Annotated in this window: 19 protein-coding genes; 12 read left to right on the top strand and 7 right to left on the bottom strand. The window is 66.8% G+C overall.

Annotated features, from left to right (window positions below):
* The first annotated feature begins 16 nt into the window (after positions 1–16).
* From ACFWUR_RS05420 to ACFWUR_RS05430, 3 genes are all read left to right on the top strand, one after another.
* Positions 17–613 (top strand): NTP transferase domain-containing protein, encoded by a 597-nt coding sequence (locus ACFWUR_RS05420; RefSeq protein ID WP_378902233.1) that lies wholly within the window; start codon positions 17–19, stop codon positions 611–613.
* Positions 614–628: 15 nt separating this feature from the next.
* Entirely contained in the window at positions 629–1,648 is a 1,020-nt protein-coding gene (locus ACFWUR_RS05425; RefSeq protein WP_378902236.1) for an XdhC family protein, read from the top strand.
* A 323-nt stretch (positions 1,649–1,971) separates the two neighbouring features.
* The gene (locus tag ACFWUR_RS05430) at positions 1,972–2,988 is read left to right on the top strand and encodes an alpha/beta hydrolase (RefSeq protein ID WP_378902239.1); all 1,017 of its coding nucleotides are present in this window, start codon (positions 1,972–1,974) and stop codon (positions 2,986–2,988) included.
* A gap of 64 nt (positions 2,989–3,052) precedes the next feature.
* Here the strand turns inward: ACFWUR_RS05430 and ACFWUR_RS05435 are convergent, their stop codons facing one another.
* The 5 genes from ACFWUR_RS05435 to ACFWUR_RS05455 form a co-directional block, all read right to left on the bottom strand.
* A complete protein-coding gene (locus ACFWUR_RS05435) occupies positions 3,053–3,679 on the bottom strand; it encodes a TetR/AcrR family transcriptional regulator (RefSeq protein WP_378902242.1) in 627 nt (208 codons plus the stop codon).
* A 143-nt stretch (positions 3,680–3,822) separates the two neighbouring features.
* On the bottom strand, positions 3,823–4,188 hold the full coding sequence (locus ACFWUR_RS05440) for a DUF3349 domain-containing protein (protein ID WP_378902245.1): 366 nt from the start codon (positions 4,186–4,188) through the stop codon (positions 3,823–3,825).
* 11 nt (positions 4,189–4,199) lie between these two features.
* Positions 4,200–4,481, bottom strand: a complete 282-nt coding sequence (locus ACFWUR_RS05445; RefSeq protein ID WP_378902248.1) for a hypothetical protein — start codon at positions 4,479–4,481, stop codon at positions 4,200–4,202.
* Positions 4,482–4,493: 12 nt separating this feature from the next.
* Positions 4,494–5,681 (bottom strand): anion permease, encoded by a 1,188-nt coding sequence (locus tag ACFWUR_RS05450; RefSeq protein ID WP_378902251.1) that lies wholly within the window; start codon positions 5,679–5,681, stop codon positions 4,494–4,496.
* A gap of 74 nt (positions 5,682–5,755) precedes the next feature.
* On the bottom strand, positions 5,756–7,270 hold the full coding sequence (locus ACFWUR_RS05455) for an ATP-dependent DNA ligase (protein ID WP_378902254.1): 1,515 nt from the start codon (positions 7,268–7,270) through the stop codon (positions 5,756–5,758).
* 92 nt (positions 7,271–7,362) lie between these two features.
* On the opposite strand from ACFWUR_RS05455, the gene ramB reads away from it, so the two are divergent.
* From ramB to ACFWUR_RS05490, 7 genes are all read left to right on the top strand, one after another.
* A complete protein-coding gene (gene ramB, locus ACFWUR_RS05460; protein ID WP_378902257.1) occupies positions 7,363–8,769 on the top strand; it encodes an acetate metabolism transcriptional regulator RamB in 1,407 nt (468 codons plus the stop codon).
* 237 nt (positions 8,770–9,006) lie between these two features.
* On the top strand, positions 9,007–10,257 hold the full coding sequence (gene urtA / locus ACFWUR_RS05465; protein WP_378902260.1) for an urea ABC transporter substrate-binding protein: 1,251 nt from the start codon (positions 9,007–9,009) through the stop codon (positions 10,255–10,257).
* 76 nt (positions 10,258–10,333) lie between these two features.
* A complete protein-coding gene (gene urtB / locus ACFWUR_RS05470; protein ID WP_378655655.1) occupies positions 10,334–11,218 on the top strand; it encodes an urea ABC transporter permease subunit UrtB in 885 nt (294 codons plus the stop codon).
* A 73-nt stretch (positions 11,219–11,291) separates the two neighbouring features.
* Positions 11,292–12,422: an urea ABC transporter permease subunit UrtC gene (gene urtC, locus ACFWUR_RS05475; RefSeq protein WP_378902263.1), complete on the top strand. Its 1,131-nt coding sequence runs from the start codon at positions 11,292–11,294 to the stop codon at positions 12,420–12,422.
* Positions 12,419–13,222, top strand: coding sequence for an urea ABC transporter ATP-binding protein UrtD (gene urtD / locus ACFWUR_RS05480; protein WP_378902266.1), 804 nt, complete (start codon positions 12,419–12,421; stop codon positions 13,220–13,222). Before urtC ends, urtD begins: the two co-directional genes overlap by 4 nt.
* The gene (gene urtE, locus ACFWUR_RS05485; protein WP_378902269.1) at positions 13,215–13,907 is read left to right on the top strand and encodes an urea ABC transporter ATP-binding subunit UrtE; all 693 of its coding nucleotides are present in this window, start codon (positions 13,215–13,217) and stop codon (positions 13,905–13,907) included. Before urtD ends, urtE begins: the two co-directional genes overlap by 8 nt.
* 14 nt (positions 13,908–13,921) lie before the next feature.
* Positions 13,922–14,671: a GntR family transcriptional regulator gene (locus ACFWUR_RS05490; RefSeq protein ID WP_378902272.1), complete on the top strand. Its 750-nt coding sequence runs from the start codon at positions 13,922–13,924 to the stop codon at positions 14,669–14,671.
* On the opposite strand, the gene ACFWUR_RS05495 is transcribed toward ACFWUR_RS05490, so the two are convergent.
* Positions 14,672–15,556: an NERD domain-containing protein gene (locus tag ACFWUR_RS05495; RefSeq protein ID WP_378902275.1), complete on the bottom strand. Its 885-nt coding sequence runs from the start codon at positions 15,554–15,556 to the stop codon at positions 14,672–14,674.
* A gap of 202 nt (positions 15,557–15,758) precedes the next feature.
* On the opposite strand from ACFWUR_RS05495, the gene ACFWUR_RS05500 reads away from it, so the two are divergent.
* Both ACFWUR_RS05500 and ACFWUR_RS05505 read left to right on the top strand, forming a co-directional pair.
* Positions 15,759–16,304, top strand: coding sequence for a carboxymuconolactone decarboxylase family protein (locus tag ACFWUR_RS05500; RefSeq protein ID WP_378902278.1), 546 nt, complete (start codon positions 15,759–15,761; stop codon positions 16,302–16,304).
* 92 nt (positions 16,305–16,396) lie between these two features.
* Positions 16,397–16,774, top strand: a complete 378-nt coding sequence (locus tag ACFWUR_RS05505; protein WP_378902281.1) for a VOC family protein — start codon at positions 16,397–16,399, stop codon at positions 16,772–16,774.
* On the opposite strand, the gene ACFWUR_RS05510 is transcribed toward ACFWUR_RS05505, so the two are convergent.
* On the bottom strand, positions 16,775–17,098 hold the full coding sequence (locus ACFWUR_RS05510) for a hypothetical protein (RefSeq protein WP_378902521.1): 324 nt from the start codon (positions 17,096–17,098) through the stop codon (positions 16,775–16,777).
* Positions 17,099–17,199: the final 101 nt, after the last annotated feature.

Here is a 17,199-nt window from a genome sequence, read left to right on the forward strand (position 1 = left end):
CATTACCTTCGCTCACATGCCCTCAGCGGACCGTCGCGCGCACTCCTCGTGCACCGGCGTCGTCCTCGCGGCGGGTGCGGGTACGCGCTACGGCAAACCCAAGGCACTCGCCGAGAACGGCGCGTGGTTGCGCTCGGCGATCACCGCGTTGCGCGAGGGGGGCTGCGATCCGGTGATCGTCGCGCTGGGTGCGACCGGACCCGATCCGGCCGCCCTCGGACTGCCCGACGGCACCGGATGGCGATGGGTTGCCGACTGGGCCACCGGGCTCTCCGCGACGGTGCGCGCCGGACTGCGCGCGGCCACCGAAACAGACAGTCGGTACGTGGCTTTTCTGCCCGTCGACACCCCTGATATCGGGGCCGATGTCGTCGCCAGAGTGCTCGCCGCGGCGCGTTCGAGCCAGAGCGGAATCGCTCGCGCTGTGTTTCACGACACACCTGGACACCCCGTTGTGATCGAGTACAAGCACTGGGAAGCCATTTCGGAGACAGCCGCAGGTGATATCGGAGCCGGTTCCTATTTGGGCAGTCGACAGGATATGGTGTGCGTCACGTGCGACGACTTGGCGACAGGGACCGATCGCGATTTCCCGGGAGTCGGCGCACGCTGATCGGAGTTGTGAGATATGCGCGATATCGTCGATGACCTTCTGCGAGTGTGGCATTCGGGCCGCACCGGCGGCCTGGCCACCGTGGTCCGTACCATCGGCACCAATTCCCTGCCCATCGGCTCTTCCATGCTGGTCACCCCCAATGGCGGCGTCTTCGGATCGATCGCCTCCGGTCGACTGGAAGAGACCGTCTACGAGGCGGCGCTGGAAGCGGGCCGCACCGGTGTTCGGCAACTGCGCCGCTACAGCATGCTCACCGGAATGGAATCGAGCGCCGACGACGGCACGCTCGTCGATATTTTCGTAGAACCGTTCTCCTGCCGCGACTTTCCCGAATTCCCCACCATCGCCGCTGATATCCAAGCCCATCGCCGGGTCACCGTGTTCACCGTGGTGTGGAATCAGGATCCCGATGTCATCGGCCAGCATCTGGTCACCGACCGCAAGCACGCGACCGAACTCGTCGCGCTGCCCGAGTCCGATCTGTTCGTCGCCTCGTATTGCCCGCCGCCGCGCCTGATCATCTTCGGCGCCAACGCCTATGCGGCCACCCTCGTCGCCCAGGCGCGAATGATCGGCTATCGGGTGAGCATCTGCGACTCACGCCCGGAGTTCGCCGACCCGGCCTCGTTCCCCGGCGCCGAAGTGGTCGTCGACTGGCCGCATCGCTACCTCAACACGCTCTCCGCCGCCGGCGAGGTCGACAGCACCACCGCCATCGTCGTGCTGGCCAACGAGCCGCGATTCGAGATCCCGCTGCTCACCGTCGCGCTGCGCCTGCCCGAACTCGGGTATCTCGCGGCCCTCGGCACCCCGGCCGATCAGGCCCGGCGCCTCGAAGACCTGCGCGCAGGCGGCTTCGACGAGCCGACCCTGGCCCGCGTGCACGTGCCCGCCGGCCTGGAATCGGGCCCGCGCACACCCGCCGAAACCGCGGTCTTCATCACCGCCGACTTCCTCGCCTCGCGCGCGGGCATTCGCCTCTCCGCCCGCCGCGACTTCGGCTCGAACGCCGCCGTCGGCATGGCCATTTGATAGGCGTTGTTACTTCAAGCTCGGCTTCTCCGCGTAGAACAGCGAATACTCCCCCGCGAATTCGGTGTCGCTCGATAAACACCGGCGGCCACACGACCAGGGCGACGGCATTTCCGGACCGGGGTGCGGATCGCGTTCCTCGTGAAGATCGTGGGCGAGGTCACCCACGAATGTGAACCGGTAACGATTATGTCCTGTGAGAGGACATAGAGTGACGGAGGATCTGACAGCCCTGCAGGCGTCGAGCGCATATGCTCTCGACGACCGGGGGAAGCACTGCGATGACGTGCCCGACAGGGCCGTGGACTGGAACCGACTGTTCGATGAAGCTCTCTGCACTACGTACCGTGGCCGCGCTGCGAACCACCGCCGTGGCTCTGACCGCCGCATTGTCGGTGGCCGTTGTCGCCGGTGGCGCCGCGTCCGCCGAACCCGAGACGCCCTCAGCCGTGTCGTCCATCGTCAAGGATGGCCGCACCTGGCACCTGAAGGTGTACTCGGCATCGATGAAGAAGGACATCACCGTCGACGTGCAGCGTCCCGTCGACGAGTCCAAGCCCGCTCCCAACTTCTACATGCTCAACGGCCTCGACGCCGGTGAGGGCACGGCCAGCTGGGCCGCCCAGACCAACGCGCTCGGCTTCCTGGCCGACAAGCAGGTCAATGTGATCCAGCCGATCGGCGGCCGCGGCAGCTACTACGCCGACTGGAAGCAGGAAGACCCCAAGCTGGGCCTGAACAAGTGGAACACCTTCTTCACCCAGGAACTCCCGCCGCTGCTCGACAGCGCCCTCAACTCGACGGGCCTCAACGCGCTGGCCGGGCTGTCCACCTCCGGCACCTCGGTGCTGCAGCTGGCCGAGGCCAAGCCGGGCCTGTTCAAGTCCGTCGCCGCCTACAGTGGCTGCGCGCAGATCGCCGACCCGCTGGGCAAGCAGGCCGTCAAGTTCTCCGTGGAGACCTGGGCGGGCGGCAAGACCGTCAACATGTACGGCCCGGACAACGATCCGGCCTGGGTCGAGAACGACCCGGTCATCAACGCCGAGAAGCTGCGTGGCACCAACCTCTACATCTCCAGCGGTAGCGGCATGCCGAGCAACGCCGACGTCGCCTACTACCTCAACGGCTCCCCCGGGCCGATGGGCGTGGTGAACCTCGGTCTCGGTGTCGGCATCGAGGCCGCGACCAACGCGTGCAGCCAGAACCTGAAGGCCAAGCTGGACTCGCTGGGTATCCCCGCGACCTACCAGTTCACCCCGATGGGCACCCACTACTGGCCGTACTGGGAGCAGGCGCTGCACGAGTCGTGGCCGCTGCTCGCCCAGGGCATGGGTATCTGATCTCCCACTGAAAGCGGGAGGCGTCCGGATTCGGATGCCTCCCGCTTTTTCGTGTTGTGGGCAGCTAGGTGGTCGGCGCGACCGCGGTGCGGACCGTGAGCCCGGAGTGGATGAAATAGGCGATCTCCTCGCAGATCTCGTCGACCGAGATCGCGTCACCGGGAACGGTGGCGTGCACCATCTCCTGGGCAAGCGAATTCACCGCGCCGATGACCGCGAGGCCGAACAGGTGCAGGCTGCGTGATTCCGCCTCGCCGCGCTCGGCGGCGCGTTGCGCTTCCCGGGTGAGCAGTGCCGAAATGGACCGTCGCTGCGCGCGCCGCCATTCCTCCACCACCGGGCTCACTCCGACGACCTCGACATAGAACACCCGCGCCGCCCGGCGGTCACGGCAGGTCACCGCGAGAAACGCGCGGAAACTCTCCACCACGCGCACCACCAACGGCTGCTCACTGGTCAGTTCCAATACCTCGTCGAGGTGGCGCAGCGCGGCCGCGTTCAAGCGGTCGACGACAGCGATCAGTAATGCTTCGCGGCTACCGATGTCTTCGTAGAAACTGCGCGTCGACACGTTCGCGGTCGAACACAGTCGCTCGATCGAAGTCGACGAATATCCCTGGGTGCCGAATAGTTCCAGTGCCGCGTCGGTCAACCTGTTGCGGCGTAGCGCGACTCGCTGCTGGCGCGACAATCCACCGTAACTACGACCACTATCGGTTACATCCGCACGCCGAACCACGGATGCATGCTAGCGCGCGGTGGCCGGGCAGCCAGGCGATTCGCCATTGTCGAAGTGAATTGCGCTGCCCCTGGGGAATTGTCGAGGCCGGGCGATCAATTCTGTTCGGTAGTGGGTTCGCCGTCGTCGAGCGGTTCGGCCAACGGCCAGCCACCGGCCGCCAGATGCGAAGCCACCCGCGAGACATCATCGGGTGCGGGCTGTTCCTTCGCGAAATCGGCTATGGCCGCTTCGATTTCGGCCTCGCTGATCGATTCCCGATTGGGATTCGCCTCCACCAGTTTCTCCCCGATCACCACCACCTCGTAGTCGGTGAGATGACGGTGCAGCACAGCGAACAGGGCGACGTAATCCGACTGCGGAATGCCCTGCGGGTACCCCGCGCGCAGCCAGCCGAGCACCCGCGAGAGCAGATTGCCCCGGACCGAGTGGCCATCGGGGGTGGGGTTCGGATCGGTCATGGCGTCCTCACTCATGATTGGCCGAACAGGTGGATACCGAACTGGTGGGCGATGAATGCCTTGGCGGTGAACAGGATTCCGGTGATCACCACGACCACGATGAGGATCAGGCACAGCAGCGCACCCGCCAGCGGCGCGTAGTTGCGGTGGATGCGGCCCTCGGCGTCGACGACCTCGGACTTGCCCCACCATCGCACGGCGAAGGCGAAGACCGTTGGCACGCCCGCGCCGAAGATCAACGCGGCGAGCAGCACTTCCCACAGTGAACTCAGATTGGTGATGACGGTGTGCATGATCGCTCCCCTCTACCCGGCGTGGTTCTGGTCGATCGGCGCCTGCACCGAGTCGGGCGGCTGCTGACCCTCGGGCCATTCGTTCACATTGTGGGTGCCGACCGGGTCCCGGCGCGACCGGAGGTAGATGCCGAGCGAGCCTGAGATCAGCACGCCGAACACCACGAGCACACCGGCGAGGCCACCGATGACGTGCGCGACCGCCCAGCAGATCGCGCCGACGATGCCCGCCATCGGCAGGGTCAGCAGCCAGGCGACGGCCATCCGGCCCATCACCCGCCAGCGCACTTCCGCGCCCTTGCCGATGCCCGTGCCCAGGATCGCGCCGGTCGCGGTCTGGGTGGTCGACAGTGGCAGCCCGAAGTGCGCCGAGGTGAGGATGATCGCCGCCGAGGTCGACTCGGCGGCCAGACCCTGCGGCGATTCGATCTCGACCAAACCTTTGCCGAGAGTCCTGATGATCCGCCAGCCGCCGAGATAGGTACCGAGGGCGATCGCGACCGCACAGGCGGCCATCACCCACAGCGGCATGTGGTCGTCCTGGTCGAGCGAGCCGTAGGCGACCAGGGCGAGGAAGATGACGCCCATCGTCTTCTGCGCGTCGTTGGTCCCGTGCGCCAGCGAGACCAGCGACGCCGAGCCGATCTGGCCCCAGCGAAAACCCTCCTCGGTCTTGTCCCGGTCGACGCCGTGGGTGATCCGGTACACCAGGTAGGTGCCGATGGCCGCGACCGCCGCCGCGATCACCGGCGCGAGGAAGGCGGGCAGAACGATCTTGGTCAGCACGCCGTCCGAGCCCGACGCCCAGATCACGCCGTTCCAGCCGAGCGCGGCGATCGTCGAGCCGATCAGCCCGCCGAACAGCGCGTGCGAGGAACTGGACGGCAGGCCGAGCAGCCAGGTCAACAGATTCCACAGGATGCCGCCGACCAGGCCGGCGAAGACGATGACGAGGAGATCCTGCCCGCTCACTTCGTTCAACTGCACGATGCCCTTGGCCACCGTCGCGGCCACCGACACCGACAGAAACGCACCGATCAGATTCAGCACACCCGAGAGCGCGACCGCCGTCTTCGGCTTCAACGCACCGGTGGCGATCGAGGTCGCCATGGCGTTGGCCGTGTCGTGGAATCCGTTGGTGAAGTCGAATGCGAGAGCTGTGACGATGACGATCAACAGGATCAGTAGTTCGGCGCTCACCCGAACAGTGTGTCGCATGCCTTCGCCGGATTGCCGAACTGTTGCGGGTAAGTCTTACGAAGCCGCGGCTGACCTCAGCCGGACCGCACGCCGAGTGCGCGCACCGCGTCGATCGTGTCGGCCTGCGGGGGTTCTTTGTCCGGCCGATATCGCACCACCCTGGCGAACCGCAGTGCCACCCCGCCCGGATATCGGGTACTGGTTTGCACTCCGTCGAGCGCGACCTCGACGACGAGTTCGGGGCGCAGGTACACGGTCTGGCCGTCGCGGTGGGTTTCGTGGCGCGGGAATTCCTCGGTCTGCCACCGCAGCAGTTCGTCGGTGAGGCCCTTGAAGGTCTTGCCGACCATCAGGGGTTCGCCCGTGTCCGGATCGACGGCGGCCAGGTGCAGATTCGACAGGAAACCGGTGCGACGGCCGTACCCCCACTCCGCGCCGATCACCAGCAGGTCGAGGGTGTGCGCGGGTTTGATCTTCTGCCAGGCCTTGCCGCGTCGGCCCGCGGCGTACGGGGCGTCGAGCGCCTTGATCATCACGCCCTCGTTGCCCACCGCCAAGGCGTCGTCGTAGCAGTCGGCGGCGGCCTCGGGGGTCGGCGCGATGAGCGCGGGGATGCTGTGCTCGCCGGCGACCCGCTCGAGCGCGGCGCGGCGGACCCGCAGTGGTTCGTCGAGGAGGTCGACACCGTCGAGGTGCAGGCAGTCGAAGAAATAGGGGTGCAACTGGCGTGGATCGCCGATGGTGGCGAATCTGCTCATCGTCTCCTGGAACGGGCGGGGGCGGCCGGCGTCGGTGAGGGCGAGTGTTTCGCCGTCCAGGACAACGGTGGCGCAGTCGAGAGTCCTGACGAGGTCGACGAGTTCGGGGACGCCCGCGGTGATGTCGCGCAGAGTTCTGGTGAAGACCCAGACCCGGTCGCCGTCGCGGTGCACTTGGATGCGGGCGCCGTCGAGCTTGTGTTCGACACTGATGTCGGAGCCGAGTTCGGCGAGCGCCTCGTCCAGCGCGCCGCCGGGTGAGGCGAGCATCGGCGCGACGGGGCGTCCTACTTCCAGGCGGAACGCCGACAGTGCCTGTTCGCCGCCGGTGAGCGCGGCGATCGCGGTGACGGGGAGCCGGCCGGAGAGCATGTGGGCTCGGCGCACGACGTCGACGGGGATGCCGGTGGACCGGGCGAGGGCCTCGACGACGAGCGCGGCCAGCGCGCCCTGGCGCAGTTCGCCGGTGAGCAGCCGGACGAGGAAGGACTGCTCCTGCTCGGTCGCGGCGGCGAAGAGCGCGGTGAGCACAGCGCGGCGGCGGGTGGTCGATCCCTTGCCGTTCAGGCTGGTGAGCTGCGAGAAGGTGTCGTCCACCGCGGCGACCGTGAGACTCGCATCGCTGCTGGGCGGCGTGTCGAGCCCGGCCACCGTGCGCCAGCCCGCCCCGATCCGACCCTGCACCAGCTCACCGGACAACCACGCCACCACGGTGCCGATTTCGGACGGTCCCGCGGCATCGAAGAGCTCGGCCAGCGCGGCGGTTTTCGCCTTGCGCGACCTGGTCGCTCGTACAGCCTCGGAGGCCGTGACGACATCGCTGAACAGCACCTCACGACACTATCTCGAAGGTGTGACACAGAGCTCGAGCCCGTTGTCAACAATCCTTTGGCAAGCCTGCGAAACGGCCCTAAACTGGACATATGGCCAAGACCTATGTCGGAGGGCGGCTGCGCCAGCTGCGCACCGAGCGTGGGCTGAGCCAGGTCGCGCTCGCGCAGAAGCTGGAGATCTCGGCCAGCTACCTGAACCAGATCGAACACGACGTACGCCCCCTCACCGTGCCGGTGCTCACGCGCATCAACGAGGTCTTCGGCGTCGACCCCACCTTCTTCTCCGCCCAGGACGACACTCGCCTCATCGCCGAGTTGTCCGAGGTCGTGATGGACGCCGAGCTCGGCATCGAGGCCGACACCCAGCAGATCGCCGACATGGTCTCCGCGCATCCGTCGATGGCGCGTGCCCTGGTGGCCATGCACAACCGCTACCGCAACACCAGCGCGCAGCTGGCCGCCGCCACCGAGGACCGCTTCGCCGACGGTTCCGGCAGCGCCGCGATCAGCAAGCCGCACGAGGAAGTGCGCGACTACTTCTATCAGCGCCAGAACTACATCCACGAATTGGATACCGCCGCGGAGGATCTCACCGCGCGCATCCGATTCCACGGTGGCGAGGTGAGCACCGAGATCGTGCGCCTGCTGCGCGCGCACGGCGTGCGGATCAGCGAGCGCATCGACCTCGGCGAGGGCGTACTGCACCACTTCCACCCCGAGACCAAACAGCTCGAGATCTCCCCGCACCTGTCCGGCGGACAGCGCACCTTCAAACTCGCCGCCGAGCTCGCCTACCTCGAGTGCGACGCGCTGCTCGAGAAATTGGTCGACGAAGGCAATTTCGCCTCCGAATCCTCGCGCAAGCTGGCGCTGCTCGGCCTGGCGAACTACTTCGCCGCCGCGATGGTCTTGCCCTACACACACTTTCACGAGGTCGCCGAGAACTTTCGCTACGACATCGAGCGACTGTCGGCCTTCTTCTCGCAGAGTTTCGAAACCATCTGCCACCGCCTGTCGACCCTGCAACGACCGACCCTGCGCGGGGTGCCCTTCTCCTTCGTCCGCGTCGACCGCGCGGGCAACATGTCCAAACGGCAGTCGGCCACCGGTTTCCATTTCTCCGCCAGCGGCGGCACCTGCCCGCTGTGGAACGTCTACGAGACCTTCGCCTACCCCGGCAAGATCATGACCCAGATCGCCCAGATGCCCGACGGCCGCAAATACCTCTGGATCGCGCGCACCGTCGAACGTCGCGCCACCCGCTACGGCCAACCCGGCAAGACCTTCGCCATCGGCCTCGGCTGCGAACTGCGCCACGCGAGCCGCGTGGTCTACGCCGACGGCATCGACCTGGGCGAAGCCAACGCCACCCCCATCGGGGCGGGCTGCCGAGTGTGCGTGCGCTCCAACTGCCCCCAGCGCGCCTTCCCACCCCTGGGCAAAGCCCTCGACATCAGCGAACACCGCAGCTCGGTATCGCCGTACCTCATCAAGTAACAGGCACTTCCCCGTCTGCTCGGTCCGCCCGGGTCGAACAATTCACATGGATGAAACAGACGAAACGGGCACGTGACCGGGAGACATTCGGGTGCAACAAGTTCCATCTACTGTCTCGAATCACGAATACAGCAGCTGTATACAACTCGGTGTACATCCAGTCGCCGGGGTGGCAGCGGTGGTGTTCGTCGTGGCGCGTACGGCGCCGCCGTTACACCTGATGAGGAGAACCGCCCCATGTCTGAATCCCGTTTGGTCAAGGCACTTGTCGTGCCTGCCGCGGTGGCCGTCGCCGGCCTGCTGCTCACCGGCTGTGGCGCTCGCGACGACGCGTCGACCGGCTCGACCGCCGCCTCCTGCGTCGACACCAGCAAGGACACCATCAAGGTGGGCTCGCTGCACTCGCTGTCGGGCACGATGGCCATTTCCGAAGTGACCGTGGCCAATTCGACCAAGCTGGCGATCGACCAGATCAACGCGGCGGGCGGTGTGCTCGGCAAGAAGATCGAGATCGTCCTCGAAGACGGCGCCTCCGACCCCAAGACCTTCGCCGAGAAGGCCGAGAAGCTGATCAGCTCCGACTGTGTCGCTTCGGTATTCGGCGGCTGGACCTCGTCGAGCCGCAAGGCCATGAAGCCCAAGTTCGAGAGCCTGAACTCGCTGCTCTACTACCCCGTGCAGTACGAGGGCCTGGAAGATTCCAAGAACATCTTCTACACCGGCGCCACCACCAACCAGCAGATCGTCCCCGCGCTGGACTACCTGAAGCAGAAGGGCGTCACCTCCCTCTACCTGGTCGGCTCGGACTACGTCTTCCCGCAGACCGCCAACCGCGAGATCAAGGCCTACGCCGCGGCCAACGGCATCGAGATCAAGGGCGAGGACTACACCCCGCTCGGCTCCACCGACTTCTCCACCATCATCAACAAGGTGCGCGCCGCCAAGGCGGGCGCGGTGTTCAACACCCTCAACGGTGACTCCAACGTCGCCTTCTTCCGCGAGTACACCAACGCGGGCCTGAAGGCCGCCGAGATGCCGGTGGTCTCGGTGTCGATCGCCGAGGAAGAGGTCGCCGGTATCGGCGCGCAGAACATCGCGGGCCAGCTCACCGCCTGGAACTACTACCAGACCGTCGACTCCCCGGCGAACAAGAAGTTCGTCGCCGACTACAAGGCCGCCTTCGGCGCCGACAAGCCCACCTCCGACCCGATGGAAGCCGCATACGCCTCGGTCTACCTGTGGAAGAACACCGTCGAGAAGGCGAAGTCGTTCGCGGTGGCCGATATTCAGGCCGCGGCCGACGGGGTGAGCTTCGAGGCGCCGGAGGGCACCGTCACCATCGACGGCTCCAACCACCACATCACCAAGACCGCCCGGATCGGTGAGATCCGCCCCGACGGCCTGATCTACACCGTCTGGGATTCCGGCAAGGCCATCACCCCGGACCCGTACCTGAAGTCCTACGAGTGGGCCAAGGGCCTCAAGTAAGTAGCCCGACAGAGGTGGGACGCGCCCAGCGCACTGGGCGCGTCCCCCTCGCCCCCCTCCCAAGGAGTCCACTGCAATGGACGTGCTGATCAGTCAGCTCTTCACCGGGCTGAGTCTGGGATCCATTCTTCTGCTCGCCGCGCTCGGCCTGTCATTGACCTTCGGCCAGATGGGCGTCATCAATATGGCGCACGGCGAATTCATCATGGCCGGTTGTTACACCACCTACGTTGTGCAGCAGGTTTTCTCGTCTGCCGGCGTCTCGCTGGTCGTTTCCCTGCTGATGGGCTTTCTCATCGGCGGCCTGCTCGGCGCCGCGCTGGAAATGGGCCTGATCCGCTACATGTACGACCGCCCGCTGGACACGCTGCTGGTCACCTTCGGTGTCGGGCTGGTGCTGCAGCAGGCCGCGCGTGACATCTTCGGAGCACCCGCCAAGAACGTGCTGGTGCCCGAATGGCTCAGTGGTGGAATCACTATCGCGGGTGCGGTCGTGCCGAAGACGCGCATTTTCATCCTCGTGCTGGCGATCGTCGCGGTGACCACCTTGGCCGCCGTGCTCAAGACCACCCCCATGGGCCGACGGATTCGCGCGGTCGTGCAGAACCGGGGGCTTGCCGAAACCAGCGGCATCTCCAGCAGATTCACCGATATCAGCACGTTCTTCATCGGTTCGGGGCTGGCCGGTGTGGCCGGTGTGGCACTCACCCTGATCGGTTCCACGAGCCCCACCATCGGCCAGAGCTACCTGATCGATGCGTTCCTGGTGGTCGTGATCGGTGGCCTCGGCCAGATCAAGGGCACCGTGATCGCGGCCTTCGCGCTCGGCCTGCTCAACTCGTTCATCGAATACTCCACCACCGCGTCCATCGCGAAGGTGATCGTGTTCGTGCTGATCGTCGTCTTCCTGCAGGTCCGCCCGCAGGGCCTGTTCACCGTGCGGACGAGGAGCCTGGCATGAGCGGTCAGCGGCCGGAGGCGGCAGCGCAGGGTATTCACGCAGGCCGCCCGGTCATGCCAGAAAGGACTCAGCCATGACCGCACTCACCGAACGTCTCCGCGAATATCCGCGGCTCACACCACTGCTCGGCTTCGGCGTGGCCGCGATCGTGCTGTTCGCCGTCGCCCCGGCGGTGCTGAGCGATTTCCGCCTGAACCTACTGGCCAAGTTCCTCTGCTTCGCCATCGTGGCCGCGGGCATCGGATTGGCGTGGGGCCGTGGCGGAATGCTCACCCTCGGCCAGGGCGTGTTCTTCGGCATCGGCGCCTACCTCATGGCCATGCACATGCAACTCGCCGACGCCGCCCGCCTCGGCAACGACGTCCCGGAGTTCATGGAGATCTCCGGCATCAGCGAACTCCCCGGTTTCTGGCAGCCGTTCAGTTCCGCGCCGGTCACCCTGCTGGCCATTCTGGTGCTGCCCGCACTCGTCGCCGCCGTGCTCGGCTACGGGGTGTTCAAGCGTCGGGTGCGCGGCGCCTACTTCGCCATCCTGAGCCAGGCACTGGCCGCGGCGCTGGCGATCCTGCTCACCGGTCAGCAGGCCATCGGCGGCTTCACCGGCCTGTCGGACTTCCGGGCCTTCTTCGGCTTCAAGCTGTCCGATCCGGCCAATCGGCAGATGCTGTTCTTCATCGCGTCGGGCACGCTGCTGCTGGTGGTGGCGCTGATCCGCCAGCTCAACCGCAGCCGCTACGGCGAACTGCTCGTCGCGGTGCGCGACGCGGAGGAGCGGGTGCGCTTCCTCGGCTACGACCCGGCAAATATCAAGATCGTCGCCTATGTGGTCGCGGCTTTCCTGGCCGGTATCGCGGGTGCGCTGTTCACTCCGATCGTCGGCATCATCTCCCCCGCCGACATCGGCGTCATCCCGTCGATCGCCTTCCTGATCGGGGTGGCCATCGGTGGCCGCACCACCCTGCTCGGGCCGATTCTCGGCGCCATCGGGGTGGCCTGGGCGCAGACCTCGCTGTCGGAGTCGTTCCCGTCGGGGTGGACCTACATGCAGGGCGTGCTGTTCATCGTGGTCGTCGGGTTCATCCCCGCCGGTCTGGCCGGGCTGTGGCCGATGTTCAAGGGTTGGCTCGACAGCCGCAGGAAGCCGCCACCCGCACCGGAAGAACCCGCCGCCGTCGTCACCGAGGAGAAGGTGCAAGCGCGATGACACTCGAACCCAAAGCAGGCGGCAACGCCGGCATGGACAGCGACTACCTCGAAGTCCGTGGCCTGTCGGTGAGTTTCGACGGTTTCAAGGCCGTCACCGAGGTCGATCTCACCGTCTTGCAGGGCGACCTGCGGTTCCTGATCGGCCCGAACGGGGCGGGCAAGACCACGCTGATCGACGCCATCACCGGCCTCGTCCCGGCCACCGGTTCGGCACAGAAGTCGGGCACCGAACTGCTCGGCAAGAAGGTGCATCAGATCGCGCGTCTCGGCGTCGGGCGCACCTTCCAGACGGCCAGCGTGTTCGAGCAGCTCACGGTGCTGCAGAACCTGGATATCGCGGCGGGCGCCCGGCGTTCGGCGCTCTCCCTGCTGCGTACCCGCAAGTCGGTGCTGCCCAGCATCGAAGAGGCTTTGGAGACAACGGGTCTCACGGCGTTGCGCGACCAGCCCGCCGGCGTGCTCGCGCACGGCCAGAAGCAGTGGCTCGAGATCGGCATGCTGCTCGTGCAGAACGCGTCGGTGCTGCTGCTCGACGAGCCCGTCGCAGGCATGAGCGGCGAGGAACGCGAGGAGACCGGAAACCTGTTGCGCCGCATCGGCAGTGATCGTGTGGTGATCGTCGTCGAGCACGACATGGACTTCATGCGGTCCTTCGCCACCTCGGTCACCGTGCTCGCGGGCGGCAAGGTGCTCAGTGAGGGCAGCGTCGAACAGGTGCAGGCCGATCCGAAGGTGCAGGAGGTCTATCTCGGCACCGCGAATCTCGCTGCGACAGACAAGGAGTCGGCCGATGCTTGAACTACACGACATCCGTTCCGGATACGGGCGCACCGAGGTCGTCCACGGCGTCAGCATGACCGTGCCCGACAACAGCGTCGTCGCGATCATGGGCCACAACGGCGCGGGCAAGACCACGCTGCTGCGCGCCGCGGTGGGCCTGCTGCCCACCAAGTCGGGGACCATCACCTTCGACGGCGAGAAGATCACCAAGCTCTCGCCCTCGCAGCGGGTCAAGCGCGGTATCGGTTACGTGCCGCAGGGCCAGCAGAGCTTCGGGCAGTTGACCACCGCCGAAAACCTGCAGGTGGTGGCGGACGGGCGCAAACGGGGCAAGGCACTGATCGACGAATCCCTCGACCTGTTCCCCGCCCTGCGTGAACTGCTCACCCGCAAGGCGGGCCTGCTCTCGGGCGGGCAGCGCCAGCAACTGGCCATCGCGCGGGCACTGATCACCGAGCCGAAGCTGCTCATCCTCGACGAACCGACCGAGGGCATCCAGCCCTCGGTGGTGGCCGAAATCGAGCGCACCATCATCGAATTGACGCGGCGCGGCGGTTTGAGCGTGCTGTTGGTGGAGCAGCACATCGGCTTCGCGCTGCAGGCCGCGCAGCAGTACTACGTGCTGCACTCAGGCCATCTCGGCTCGACCGGGGCAGGCGGGGCCGGGGCGGAATCCGCGGTTCGCGCGGCGATGGCGATCTGATCGCGGCGGCGCACGTGACCGGGAGGGGATCGGGCGAGGACACGGGCCTCGCCGGTGCGCGTCGGCGGGTCCCGTTGGCCGCGCGCGTCTACGACGAACTGCGCCACGACCTCGCCACCGGAGAACTGGCGCCGACCGAACGGCTGCGCGCCGAACGACTGGCCCGGCGCTACGGCGTCTCGCGTACCCCGGTGCGCGAGGCGCTGGCCCGGCTGCAGGCCGACGGGCTCGTGCAGCGCCACCCCGATGGGCTCTACCTGTACCGGCCGCGCCTGAACGAACTCGACGAGCTCTACGAACTCCGCACGGTGCTGGAATCACGGGGATTCCAGCGCATCTGCGCCGGTGGCACCGTGCAGGTCCACGTGCCGGCCGAGCACGACCCGCCCACCGTGCGCGCCGAACTGGCGCGCTGGCTCGAATACCGCGACACCCCACCGGAACCCGGACCCGATCTGGTCGCCGCCGACGAGCGGTTTCACACCGAACTGCTCAGGGCGGCCGGGAATTCCGCTCTCGCCGACGCGCTGTCCGCTGTCTACCTGCGGGTTCGCCCGGTTCGTACCATGGATATGCCCACTGCCGCACGGGTCGCGGCCATGACCGCCGAGCACATCACCATCGCCGAGCAGGTGCTGGCCGGCGACGACGACCAGGCGCTGCGTACCCTCACCGCCCACATCGATTCCTCCCGCGCCCACGTTCGCGTGCGGGCCGAACAGGCGATCGCCTTCACCAAACTGGGTCGGGCGGTGCGAGATTGATCAGCACTGCGGCTGGAACGGCCAGCACTCCGTCTTGCGCGGAGTCGTCGACATCGGCGCGCGGGTCGTCGTTGTGGTCTGCGACGTGTCCGACATCGGGCGCGAATTCGGCGAATCCTGCAGCAGTGCCGCACCGACCATGACGAAGACGACGAGGATCCCCAGCAGCGCGGCGGCGAACAGTGCGATGCCGACGAGCTTTCCCCGGCGTGTGGGATCAGCGGGCGGGGCGGGCTCGCTGAACTTGCGTACCTGCGGCACCGCCGGGGGCCGCGCGGGCCGACCGTCGGCGAAACCCTCCTCGCTCAACACCGCACGCGAGGGCACATCGACCACACCGAGGGTGGTGCAGGTGTTGAGCACCCGATCGATCGTCCATTCGCGTGGCCCCGCCGAGAACCCTTCCAGGTATACCCGCAGCTCATGGGCGTCGACGCTGTTCGCGACCAGCACGTCGAGACCCGGGCGCAGCGTGGTGCGCGCGGGTCGGACGACCACGCCCCGATACGGCACGAGCACCACCGCGCCGCAGACGTGCCTGCCGTCCTGCAATGCCCGCTCCAGCGCGACCCGTACCGCGTGCACCCCGTGCTCGACCCGGTCGGTGAGACCGTTCGACGGTTGGGCGTCCAAATCGAGCGGACTGTCGCTGATCATCCAGGAGCCGTCGGCGGTAGCGGTGAGCAGCCCGCTCTGCCGCCGCCGGAAACCCTTGACCTCGAGCACCGTGATCCCGCGTGGCGTCACGACCACCGCGCCGAGCCGCCGGTCGCCCACCCGGCAATCCACCAGCGCGAGCCCCGGCGTCGGATAGGCGCGCAGGCAATCCACGAGCTCACGCTCGGCGCCGGTGAGCTCGGCACCCGGTCTGATCCGAACCAGCATGTGCGATGTTCCCCTACCAGTGCTGCGACCTCACACCGCCGCTGCGCGCTGCGGTACCCACCGATCATGACGCGCAACTGTTCCGAAAACCACTGGAAAGCAAAGAAAACCGGCACGAATACAGGAGTGGCCCCTCGATCCGATACCGGCGAGTACGCTCCGATCCTGGCCGAGGATGTTCGAGAAGACAGGTGGACCAGAGATGGATTCAGCGCCCCTACCACGCGTTTCGCCGGGACGGTTCGGTGAGCTCGGACCGATCAACTGGGTTGTCTGGCAGGTACTTTCCCGCGCGGCGGGCACCGATGACGCGCATCTTTTCAGCACGCTCGGTCGCACGGGCGGACTCTTTCGCGGCTGGCTGCATTTCTCCGGCAAGCTGATGCCGGGTGGCCGGTTGCCCCGCGCCGAGGCCGAGCTGGCGATCCTGCGCGTCGCACAGTTGCGCGAATGCGACTACGAGGCCGACCACCATCGTCGGCTCGGGCGCAAGGCGGGGTTGTCCGCCGTGGAGATCGAGCGGGTCGCCGCAGGTCCCGAGGCGCAGGGCTGGACACCTCGGCAGCGGGCATTGCTGCATGTCGTCGATCGCCTGGTGACCACCAGGGATGTGGACGACGCGGCGTGGGCCGAGTTGGCCGCGCACTACGACGAACGGGTGCTGATCGAGATCGTGCTGCTGATCAACCAGTACGAAGGCCTGGCCTCGACCATCACCGCGCTGCGGATCGAGCGCGACAAGTTCTGATGGTGTGACTCAGGTCATATAGCGAGCGGACGGGTAACCTCGCACAGTAAAGGCGTACAACGTACGGAGTTCATCGCCACCGAGGAGAACCCATGCAGATCACCGCTTCCGCTCTCTCGCTCAACGTCGCCGACCCGCAGACCTCGGCCCAGTTCCTGATCGACCACCTCGGCTTCACCGAGAAGATGGCCGCCGACGGGTTCATCGCGCTGACCCGGGCCGACGCGGGCATGGAGGTCATCTTCCTGCGCACCGGTCTCGGCTCGTTCAAGCCCGCGCGGATCGCGGGCAGCGCGGGCGAGGGCCTGCTCGTCGTGTTCGTCGTCGACGACATCGACCGCGAATACGACCGACTGCGGGCCGAGGGCGTCCCGATCGAGACGCCCATCGAAACCGAGGAATGGGGCGAGCGTTACTTCCAGATGACCGACCCCAACGGGATCGTCATCCAGCTCGTGCAGTGGGTCTGATCAGCGGCGCGCGACGCGCAACGCGGCCACGATCATCGGGATCTGCAGCGGCAACCGCGCCAGCACCCCGGCCTTGAAAACCTTGGACGCCTTCGGATTACCGACCACGTCCACGGTCATCTGGATATTGGCCGGGAAGACGCCGACGAACAGCGCCACGGCCAGCCAGCCACCGAGCCGACGGGTGCGCGGCACCGCCAGCGCGGTGGCCACACCCAGCTCGGCGACCCCGGACCCGTACGTGTAGGTCCGCGGGTTGCCGGGCAGCTGCGGCGGCACGATCTTGTCGAACGGCTTCGGCGCGACGAAGTGCAGGGTGCCCATCACGAACAGCAGCCCACTCAACCAGGAGTGCGCACGTCGTCGGGGAAGTTGATCAGCCACAACTCCGACCGTACCGCCACCGCGGGATCACCCGGCAGCCG

The sequence above is a fragment of the Nocardia sp. NPDC058633 genome (assembly GCF_042717045.1).
Classification (GTDB): domain Bacteria; phylum Actinomycetota; class Actinomycetes; order Mycobacteriales; family Mycobacteriaceae; genus Nocardia.